This is a genomic window from Luteimonas viscosa, from assembly GCF_008244685.1.
GTDB classification, from domain to species: domain Bacteria; phylum Pseudomonadota; class Gammaproteobacteria; order Xanthomonadales; family Xanthomonadaceae; genus Luteimonas; species Luteimonas viscosa.
In genome coordinates this window covers 1,631,608-1,642,009 of record NZ_VTFT01000001.1, presented here as the reverse complement: position 1 = coordinate 1,642,009, position 10,402 = coordinate 1,631,608, and the positions used below count along the sequence as shown (strand labels likewise).

Annotated in this window: 7 protein-coding genes; 4 read left to right on the top strand and 3 right to left on the bottom strand. The window is 72.2% G+C overall.

The genetic code is table 11. The features are described from left to right. Positions 1 to 100: 100 nt before the first annotated feature. From FZO89_RS07310 to FZO89_RS07300, 3 genes are all read left to right on the top strand, one after another. Positions 101 to 373, top strand: coding sequence for a YcgL domain-containing protein (locus FZO89_RS07310; RefSeq protein WP_149102630.1), 273 nt, complete (start codon positions 101 to 103; stop codon positions 371 to 373). Next, a complete protein-coding gene (locus FZO89_RS07305; protein WP_149102629.1) occupies positions 366 to 3,638 on the top strand; it encodes an ankyrin repeat domain-containing protein in 3,273 nt (1,090 codons plus the stop codon). The genes FZO89_RS07310 and FZO89_RS07305 overlap by 8 nt, the downstream gene beginning before the upstream one ends. A 177-nt stretch (positions 3,639 to 3,815) precedes the next feature. Continuing rightward, entirely contained in the window at positions 3,816 to 4,718 is a 903-nt protein-coding gene (locus FZO89_RS07300; protein WP_187471073.1) for an energy transducer TonB, read from the top strand. A gap of 6 nt (positions 4,719 to 4,724) precedes the next feature. Here the strand turns inward: FZO89_RS07300 and FZO89_RS07295 are convergent, their stop codons facing one another. The 3 genes from FZO89_RS07295 to trxA form a co-directional block, all read right to left on the bottom strand. Beyond that, positions 4,725 to 5,252 (bottom strand): GAF domain-containing protein, encoded by a 528-nt coding sequence (locus FZO89_RS07295; protein WP_187471072.1) that lies wholly within the window; start codon positions 5,250 to 5,252, stop codon positions 4,725 to 4,727. Between the two features lie 570 nt (positions 5,253 to 5,822). Beyond that, positions 5,823 to 7,571 (bottom strand): transcription termination factor Rho, encoded by a 1,749-nt coding sequence (gene rho, locus FZO89_RS07290; RefSeq protein WP_149102626.1) that lies wholly within the window; start codon positions 7,569 to 7,571, stop codon positions 5,823 to 5,825. 222 nt (positions 7,572 to 7,793) lie between these two features. Beyond that, a complete protein-coding gene (trxA, locus tag FZO89_RS07285) occupies positions 7,794 to 8,120 on the bottom strand; it encodes a thioredoxin TrxA (protein ID WP_149102625.1) in 327 nt (108 codons plus the stop codon). A gap of 368 nt (positions 8,121 to 8,488) precedes the next feature. Here trxA and rhlB point away from each other — a divergent pair, with 368 nt between their 5' ends. Beyond that, on the top strand, positions 8,489 to 10,255 hold the full coding sequence (gene rhlB, locus FZO89_RS07280; RefSeq protein ID WP_149102624.1) for an ATP-dependent RNA helicase RhlB: 1,767 nt from the start codon (positions 8,489 to 8,491) through the stop codon (positions 10,253 to 10,255). Positions 10,256 to 10,402: the final 147 nt, after the last annotated feature.

Genomic DNA, 10,402 nt, shown 5'->3' with positions numbered 1-10,402 from the left:
GGAGATGCGCCCCTGCGCACATGAACCGTGGCCCGGCCGCCTCGGTTCCGCAGCCCGCGGTTTTCCCGCACAATTCCGTGATCGAAGCCAGCGGACGGACATGCACGCCTACGTCTACAGGAGCCAGCGCAAGGCGGACACCTATGTGTTCCTCGCCGAGCGCGATGGTTTCGAGCGCCTGCCCGAGTCCCTGCGCATGCAACTGGCTCCGCTGCAGTTCGTGTTCGACCTGGCGCTGACCCCGACCCGCAGCCTGGCCCGCGCCAACCCGGCCGAGGTCCGCGAGAACCTCGCCACGCGCGGCTTCCACCTGCAGTTCCCGCCGACGTTGGGCACCGATCCGATGCACGAGGACTGGGGCACCGATGCCTGACGTCCCGGCGAGTCGGCGCCAGGCCCTGTGGGCCGCGGCAATCGGCGTCGTGCTGGCCCTGGCTGCCGGATTCGGCGGCGTGGTCGCGGTGCTGGCGGGCGTGCTGGCGCAGCCGGCGCTGGCACTGGCCGCGCGCGGGTGGCGCGTGCGCCAGGCCATGGATCGCGCCGCATTGCTGGGCGACGCACGCGCGCTGCTGACCTTGTGGTCGCTCGGGCTGGGCGTTGCCGCGCTGCTGGTGGCATGGCCGCTGCTCGCGGTCCTGCAGAGCGGGGGCCTGGGCGCGGCGCTCGCGCTGAGCGCGGTGGCGGGCCTGTGCGTGCTCGGGCTGTGGCGTACCTGGCCGCTGTGGCATGCGACCGAAGGCGAGGGCGGGCCGTTGGCGCGGCACTGGCGGGCACTGGGCGACCGCGATGCGTCCGGCTGGCATGGCGTGGCAGCGGCCGCATGCGTGGCCGCGATCCTCGCCTGCATCGTGCTGCTGGCATGGCCGCAATGGCTGCTGCCGCAGGCGCGCTGGGCGCTGGCCGGCGCCTGCGCCATCGCCTGGCCGCTGCTGCACCACCTGCTGCAACGGCTGCCCGCACCGGGCGTGCTCGCGATCCCGGTGGTCGAAATGGAGGGCGACGCCTCCCACCTGCCGCCGCCGGCGTTCGATGGCGACCTGGATCACGCCCTGTACGTCGCCGCCCGCGCCGGACGGGTCGACCAGGCGCTGGCGCTGATCGAAGCCGGTGCCGACCTGCACGCGTTGCCGCCGACGGGCGAGCGCGACCAGCGCACGCTGCCGGTGCTGGCCGCGGTGCTGCCCGACCTGCGCCTGCTCCGCGCCCTGATCGCGGCAGGCGTCGACGTGAACGCCGCGCATGCCGGCCTGACGCCGCTGCTCGCGGCCACCCGCGACAGCTGGCACGGCCGCCCCGAAGCGGTGATGACCCTGCTCGCCAATGGCGCCGATCCGCGCGCCGCGGACCACGACGGCAATACCCCGCTGCACCACGCTGCGCGCAGCTCCGACCCGGGGGTGGCCGCGTTGCTGCGCGATGCCTCCGCCGACCTCGACGTGCAGAACCATGAAGGCCTGACCCCGCTCGGGGTCGCCTGCGTCGCCGGCAACTGGCGGCTTGCGCGCTTCCTGCTCGAGCGTGGCGCGAAGCCGGGCGTCGAGGGCGGTACGCCGGCGCTGGTAGCGGCGGCCAGCGGCGACGAGGACGACCCGGCCGGCGTGCAGTTGCTGTTGCGGCACAAGGCGAAGGTCGATGCGCGCGATCGCGACGGGCGTACCGCATTGCACGTGGCCGCCCTCCAGGGCCATGCCGAGATCACCGCGGCATTGCTCGACGCCGGCGCCGACGTGCATGCGCGCGATGCCCGAGAGTCCACGCCCCTGCTCGAAGCCGCACGCGGCGCCGGTGCGGCGACGTTCGAGGCGCTGCTCGCGGCCAAGGCCGACCCGCATGCGCTCGATGCCGAAGGCCGCCACGCATTGCTGCTGGCCTGCATCGCCGAGGCTCCGTCCTCCGCGCTGGTCGCGCGGCTGCTCGAACTGGGACTGGATCCGCAGGTGACCGGCCACGACGGCAAGCGCGCCGCGGAACTGGCGGCCGAAGCCGGGCGCTGGCGGCTGGTGGCGCTGCTGGATCCGGATTACGCGCTGCCGGCCAGCGTGCAGGGCGAGGCCGGCGATGCGCCGCCGGAGGACCGCACGCCCCTGGTCCTGCTGCGCGATGGACTCGACGCCGGTCGCTTCGACGACCTGGAGCGCGTCGCCGCGCTGGTGTCCCCGGCCGAACTCGGCGCCCTGCTGCTCGACGACGCGGCGGCGCCCTCGCTTGCGCGCATCGACTGGCTGGTCGCGCAGGGCGCCGATCTCGAGGCCCGCGACGCGGACGGCGACACCGCGGTGTTCCGGCTGCTGGGCCGCGGGCCGGGCGCCGTGCCCGCGCTGCAGGCCTTGCTGCGCCATGGCGCCTGTCCGGCCGGCAGCGGCGGGCTGGCGCGCTTCCTGGCTGCCTGCGTGGACGGCGACCAGGCCGGTCGCGCGCTGGAACAGTGCGCGCTCGACCTGGTCGAGCGCGGCGCCGATCCGTTCGCGCCGTCGCCGGCCGGGGATCCGCCGCTCTCGCTCGCGGTGCACCTGGGCTGGGACCGCCTGATCGAGCGCCTGCTCGCGATCGGGGTCGATGCCGACGCGCGCGACGCGCGCGGCATGACCGCGCTGCACCTCGCGGCCGCGCTGGCACGCGAGGACGTGCTCAAGACCCTGGTGCGGCATGGCGCCGCGATCGACATGCGTGCGCAGGACGGCCAGACCCCGCTCGGGGTCGCGCTCGCCAGCGGCCGGCGCGACCTCGCCGACTGGCTCGACTGGCGCGGCTGGCCGCTGCCGCGGCGTGCGCTGCAGCCGGCCGACCTCCCCGCCGCGGCGATGGCCGGCGACGTCGATGCGGTGCGCCGCCTGATCGACCTGGGGCTGGCGGTGGATGCCGTCGATACGCAGGGCTGCACCGCGCTGCTGCGCGCCAGCGGCGGCGGCCATCGCGCCGTGGTCGACCTGTTGCTGGCCCGAGGCGCGCAGCCGCAGCACGTGGCGCACACCGGCGCCACGCCGCTGTCGGCGGCGGTGAGCATGCGCCACGGCGAGATCGTCGAACGCCTGCTGGCCGCGGGCGCGAAGCTCGAGCAGCGGCTGCCCGGCGAGGTGACCGTGCTGATGCTGGCCGCGGCGCTGGGCCTGCCCGACCTGTGCGCGCGGCTGATGACCGCCGGCGCCAACGTCCACGCCACCGACGCGCAGGGACTCACGCCGCTGCACTGCGCCGCGCTGTACGGCTTCACCGCGCGCGACCGCACCCGGCTGGTGGCCCTGTTCGACACCCTGCTGCTCGCGGGCGCCGAGGTCGACGCGGTCGCGGCCGGCGGCGTCACCCCGCTGCTGCTGCTGGTCGGTGCGCGCGCCGAGCCCGGCACCGCCTGCGACGAGGACGTGCTGCTGGCGGTGATCGAGCACCTGCTCGACGAGGGCGCCGCGCTCGACGCGCGCGACCCGCGCGGCTTCGGGCCCCTGCACCTGGCCGCGCTGCACGGCCTGCTGCGCGTCACCCAGCGCCTGCTGCGCGCCGGCGCCGACCCCGAGGCCCGCGATGCCCTCAACCGCACCCCGCGCGAGATCGCGGTGATGCGCGGCTTCGTCGACGTCGCCCACGAATACGTCCCGGTGCAGGCCGGGGTGTCGATGGCCCGGTTCCTGCGCGACCGCGGCTGACGGGCGTCCCATGGGCGCCCGCCCCTTGCGCCGTGACCTTGCGCCGCGTGGACCGCCGGGCCTACAGTCCGCTGGCAGCGCTCCAGGCCGGGGTGCCTGCGTCAGGGAGTCGCATCCCGCGCCCGGAGCGCGCACGGTGCGACGGGGCTCGACGCGTCAGGGAACAGGGAGATGGGGATGCGACACCATTGGCGCTGGTACGTGTTGCTGCTGTGGCTCGCGACAGGCGCCGTGCACGCCGCCGGCGTGGCCGAGGCCCGCAAGCAGGTGGAGGCGAGCATGCTGGTGACCGGGCGGGTCACCATCACGCGCGAGGGCACGGTCAGCGACTGGACCATCGACCAGCGCGAGAAGCTGCCGGAGGTGGTGGCGAACATGATCGACGCCGCGGCGCCCGGCTGGCGCTTCGAGCCGATCGTGATCGATGGCAAGCCCGCCCACGGCAGCGCGCGGATGAGCCTGCAGATGATCGCCGAACGGATCGATGACGAGCGCTTCCGGGTTTCGATCCGCAACGGATATTTCGGACGCGACGCGGTGTCCAGGGCACAACCCCCGGGCCGGCGCGGCAAACGCGAGGATGCGTCCTTCCCGGATGACCGGCTGAGCGGGCTGGAGATGCGCCCGCCCGGCTATCCGCCACTGGCGCTGGAAGCGGGCGTGCAGGGCACCGTGTATGTGATCGTCCGCGTGGACCGCAGCGGACGGGTCCAGGATGCCGCGGTGGAGCAGGTGAACCTGAGGGCGCTGGGCAACGCGCGCGAGATGGCGCGCATGCGGGACCTGCTGGCCAGGCCCGCCCTCGCGGCCGCGCGCAGATGGACGTTCCGCACGCCCGTCCGCGGCGAGTGGGTGGACGAGGAATCGTGGTCGGCGCGGGTGCCGGTCGATTACCTCATCGGCGGCATGCAGCCGGGCTACGGCAAGTGGCAAGCCTACGTGCCGGGTCCGCGCAGCCCGGTGCCCTGGCAGATGGAAAGCCTGGAGGGATTCGACATCGCACCCGACACGCTGGTGGCAGGCGAGGTGCACCAGGTCGGCACCGGGCTGAAGCTGCTGGTTCCGCTGCAGGGCGGCTGACGCGGCTCACAGCCGCGGCGCGTTCAGCTCACACAGCGCCTGCAGCTGCCGCGCGCCGCGCTCGGCGATCGCGCACAGCGCATGCTCGTGTTCGAGCGTGTAGTGGTCGGCCTCGGGATGCTCGCTGTCCAGTACACCGAACAGCGTGTCGCCGAGCAGGATCGGCACCGCAAGTTCGGACAGGTTGGACTGGTCGTCGGGCACGTAGCGGGGATCGAAGCGCGCGTCTCCGGTGCGTTGCGGCAGTCGCAGTTGCGCGCAGCGGCCGACGATGCCCTGGCCGAGCGCGAGGGTGATCCGAGATTCGAGTACGCGGCTCGCGGCGCGCTTGGGTCCCCAGGCCGCCTGTTGGGTCAGCGTGCGGCCGCCGGGGTCGCACAGGTAGACGATCGCGTCGACCAGCTCGAGTTCCTTGCCGGCGAAGCCGCACAGCGTCCAGGCGACGTCCGCGCGCAGCGCCGCGCTTTCGAGCGTGGCGTCCAGATGGGCCAGACGGTCGCGCGCATTGGCGAGGAAGGCGGCGGCACGGGACATGGTGATGGGCCCTGGAAGGTTTCCATGCCGGACGCCGTTCGGCGAACCGGCGTCCGCGACACGCATGGTGCGACCGGAATGCGGGCATGTCCAATCGGCACGGGCCCCAGGGGGCGCCGTACAGCGCGGCGCCAACGCGTCTGGGCCGTCGGAGCGCGCGTCCGACGCACTCCTCTGCCTCGGACGGGGCCCAGGCGCAACAGATTCGGGGTTGTCGCGGATGCCGGAGTCGAGGCGGCTCCAGCGAGGGAAAGCGCCGCGTCTGTCCGGTTTGCGAGGCGCCGGGCACGGATGCCCTTGGGTACGAATGTCCCCCGGCAACGGCCTGCGGCCGTCGCTTCCTCGTTGATTTCGCACTCGAGGACATCCGCACCCGGCGTGGAGGGACTGGCGGCAGCCCACAGCGCGAAATCCAAAGCGCTTCACGCCTGCCGGTCACGGCGCGGCCCGTCGGTCGCCAGGGAAGGGGGCGACGCGATCCAGCGAGGGACACCTTCCCCTTCACATGTGGAACAAACGAGAAAGGCGCCGGTTGCCCGGCGCCTTCCTGTTGTCGCGATGTGCCGGGACTCAGCGCTTCATCGAAGCGAAGAACTCGTCGTTGGACTTCGAACTCTTCATCTTGTCGAGCAGGAATTCCATCGCCGCGATCTCGTCCATCGGGTGCAGCAGCTTGCGCAGGATCCAGATCTTCTGCAGCATTTCCGGCTCGATCAGGTAGTCCTCGCGGCGCGTGCCGGAGAGGTTGACCGCGATCGCCGGGTACACGCGCTTCTCGGCGATGCGGCGGTCCAGGTGCACTTCCGAGTTGCCGGTGCCCTTGAACTCCTCGTAGATCACCTTGTCCATCGCGCTGCCGGTGTCGACCAGGGCGGTGGCGATGATGGTCAGGCTGCCGCCTTCCTCGACGTTGCGCGCGGCGCCGAAGAAACGCTTCGGGCGATGCAGGGCGTTGGCGTCGACGCCGCCGGTGAGCACCTTGCCCGAGCTGGGCACCACGTTGTTGTAGGCGCGGGCGAGGCGGGTGATCGAATCGAGCAGGATCACCACGTCCTTCTTGTGCTCGACCAGGCGCTTGGCCCGCTCGATCACCATCTCGGCGACCTGCACGTGGCGCGCGGCCGGTTCGTCGAAGGTGGAGCTCACCACTTCGCCGCGCACGGTGCGCTGCATCTCGGTGACTTCCTCGGGGCGCTCGTCCACCAGCAGCACGATCATGTGCACATCCGGGTGGTTGCTGGTGATCGCGGTGGCGATCTGCTGCATCAGCATGGTCTTGCCGGCCTTGGGCGGCGAGACGATCAGCGCGCGCTGGCCCTTGCCCTGCGGCGCCATCAGGTCGAGGATGCGGCCGGCGATGTCCTCGGTGGACCCGTCGCCGCGCTCGAGCTTGAAGCGCCGGCGCGGGAACAGCGGGGTCAGGTTCTCGAACAGCACCTTGCCCTTGCTGGCCTCCGGCGGCTCGCCGTTGATGGTGTCGACCACGTTCAGCGCGAAGTAGCGCTCGCCGTCCTTGGGCCAGCGGATGCGGCCTGAGAGGTGGTCGCCGGTGCGCAGGTTGAAGCGGCGGATCTGCGAGGGCGAGATGTAGGTATCGTCCGGGCCGGCGAGGTAGCTGGCCTCGGCGCCGCGCAGGAAGCCGAAGCCGTCGGGCAGGATCTCGAGCACGCCGTCGGCCTGCACGCCTTCGCCGGTGCGGGTGAGCACCTTGAGCAGGGCGAAGATCACGTCCTGCTTGCGCGCCCGGGCCACGCCTTCGTGGATGTTGAGCTGTTCGGCGATGTCGAGCAGCTTGTGCGCCGGCATCCGCTTGAGGTCGCCCAGCGAATACTGGGGGAAGCCTTCGGGGATGTTCGGCGGCGGCAGGCGCGAGGCCTGTTCGTTGCCGCTGCTGCCGTCGTCCTGCGGCAGGCCGCCATCGCGCGGGCGATCGCCGCCGCGCTGGCGGTCGCGCCTGTTGCGGAAACGGTCGCGGCGGTTGCCGCCGGGGCCGTTCGGATTGTTCTGGTTGTTGTTGTTCTGGTTGTTGCGGTTGCCGTCGTACGGCTGGCGCTGCTGGCCGCCTTCGCCCTGGGAGGCATCGGCGCCCGGGGCTGCGGCCTGGTTCGGCGCCGGATCGGCAGCCGGCGGTTGCGCAGGCGGTGCCGGCGGTGGCGGCACGGGCGCGGCGGCCTTCGGCTCGGCTGGGGTCGGGGCGGACTCGAACAGCCGGGGCGCGTCCGCATCCGCGGGCCTGGCGACCTTCTTGGTGGTGCGGGCGGCAGTCTTGCGCACGCGCTTGGCGGCGGTGTCGCCGTCGTCGGGGGTGTTGTCGGACAAGTGCGGATTCCTCGCTTGCTGCGAGCGCCCGGAACCGGGCGGGGAGTGTTGACGGGAGTCGTTCAGACGGGGTGCGGCGCCGTGATCCACGCCGGATTGGGCCAAGCTAACACCGCCCGGGGGGGCACGGCAAGCAGGGCTGCAGGCGCCGCGTTCATGTGACGGGGCCGCATGCGGCCTGGCTGCCGTGCCGGGGATGGGGCGCAGGCACCCCGCAGGCGGTCAGACCGCCTTGTCGATCATCTGCGCCAGCTGCGCCTTGCCGACCGCACCGATCTGGGTCGCCTGGACCTGGCCGTCCTTGAACAGCAGCAGCATCGGGATCGAGCGGACGTGGTACTTGAGCGCGGTGGCGCGGTTCTCGTCGACGTTGACCTTGGCGATCCGGACCTTGCCGGCGTAGTCGTCGGCCAGCTCGTCCAGCGCCGGGGCGATCATCTTGCACGGCCCGCACCAGGGCGCCCAGAAGTCGACCAGCACCGGCTCGGCGGACTGCAGCACGGTGGACTCGAAATCGGCGTCGGTGGCGTGGAACACGTGCTCGCTCACGAAAGGCTCCTGGGGTCGGACGGCGGCCGCGTCGGCGGCGATACCGGGATGGATGGTAAACTTTGGGGATTCGCGGCCCGTTTCAAGGGCCCCCTCAACGGGAATCCCCCGGGGCGACCCCATGCGCCCGTGGTCCGCGAGCTTCCGGGGAGCCGCGCCGTCGGCGCCATCCCCGGTTCCCAGGCAGTCTGCGATGCGGGCGCCACCCACGCAAGCACCAGAGCGTGTCATGCAGCTTCAAGCACTTCCCTGCCCGTTTGGGTCGCCGCAATGCGGCGATGGGCGCCTCGCCTTGCGGCGACCCAAGCGGACCGGGGAGCACTTGCAGGCACACGGCAGGCCGCGGAGCGGCATACAAGATCCAATCCATGAGCGATAAACCACTTACCGACATCACCTTCTCCAGCTTCGAACTGCATCCGGCCCTGCTTGCAGGCCTCGAGTCCGCGGGATTCACCCGTTGCACGCCGATCCAGGCGCTGACCCTGCCGATCACCCTCGCCGGGCGCGACGTCGCCGGCCAGGCCCAGACCGGCACCGGCAAGACCCTGGCCTTCCTGGTCACGGTCATCAACCGCCTGCTGTCGAGGCCGGCGCTGGCCGAGCGCAAGCCCGAGGATCCGCGCGCGCTGATCCTGGCGCCGACCCGGGAGCTCGCGATCCAGATCCACAAGGACGCGATGAAGCTCGAGGCCGAGACGGGCCTGAAGTTCGCCCTGGTCTACGGCGGCGTCGACTACGACAAGCAGCGTTCGCTGCTGCAGGCCGGCGCCGACGTGATCATCGCCACGCCCGGGCGCCTGATCGACTACGTCAAGCAGCACAAGGTCGTGTCGCTGCACGCCTGCGAGGTCTGCGTGCTGGACGAGGCCGACCGCATGTTCGACCTGGGCTTCATCAAGGACATCCGCTTCCTGCTGCGGCGCATGCCGATCCGCACCGAGCGGCAGACGCTGCTGTTCTCCGCCACGCTCAGCCATCGCGTGCTGGAGCTGGCCTACGAGCACATGAACGAGCCGGAAAAGATCGTCGTCGAGACCGAGTTCATCACCGCGGCCAAAGTGCGGCAGAAGCTCTACTACCCGTCCGACGAGGAGAAGCTGCCGCTGCTGATCGGCCTGCTCTCGCGCAGCGAGGGCGCGCGCACCATGGTGTTCGTCAACACCAAGGCCTTCGTCGAGCGCGTCGCGCGTTCGCTCGAGCGCGCCGGCTACCGCGTCGGCGTGCTGAGCGGCGACGTCCCCCAGAAGAAGCGCGAATCGCTGCTGAAGAAGTTCCAGGCCGGCCAGCTCGAGATCCTGGTCGCCACCGACGTCGCCGCGCGCGGACTGCACATCGACGGCGTCAGCCACGTCTACAACTACGACCTGCCGTTCGATGCCGAGGACTACGTGCACCGTATCGGACGTACCGCGCGCCTCGGCGCCGAGGGCGATGCGATCAGCTTCGCCTGCGAGCGCTACGCGGTGGGCCTGCCGGACATCGAGGCCTACATCGAACAGAAGATCCCGTCCGAGCCGGTGACCGCCGAACTGCTGGTGCCGGTCCCGCGCAAGGCGCGCCCGGACGCGGTGATCGACACGGGCGACAACGAGGACGGCGACAGCATCGGCGAGATCTACCGCGAGGTGCGCGAGGCCAGGGCGGCCGAGGATGCCAAGCGTGGCGGTGGCCGTGGCGCGCGACCGCCCGGTGGCCGCAGCGGCCCGCGCGCGGATGCCGGGCGCGACGAGCGCGCGCGTCGTCCGCGCAAGCCGCGCCCGCAGGAAGGCGAGGCGGTGCCGGCGGCAGCCGCGGATGCGGCTCCGGCCCTCCAGGTCGAATCGACGCCTGTGATCGACGCCGCCGGTGCGGTCGCCGCGGCGACGCCGGACGAATCCCGCCCGCCGCGCAAGCGCCGCAAGCGGCGTCGTGGCAAGCGGATCGAGGGCGCGCCGGAGACGGCGGCGAACGGCAGTGGCCACGGTCGCGAGGCCGCACAGCCGCGCGAAGCCAAGGCGGCTTCGCAACCGCGTACGCAGCGCGCGCCGCGCGCCGCGCAGGCGCCGGCGGCGACGGGCGAAACCTCGCTGCTTTCGCGCATCGGCGCGCGACTGCGCAAGCTGGTCACGCGGGCGCCGCAGAGCCAGCACTGAAGCAACGACTCGGCGACGACGGGTGTCCTCGGCGGCGATGCCGGCGGGGACGGCCGCGCGCGATGGGCTCGAGCGTGGAGCGCGGGGATCCCGCGGTCCCGCGCCGGCCGCCGGCGTCGACCAAGCGCTCGCGCGCGGGATGAAAAC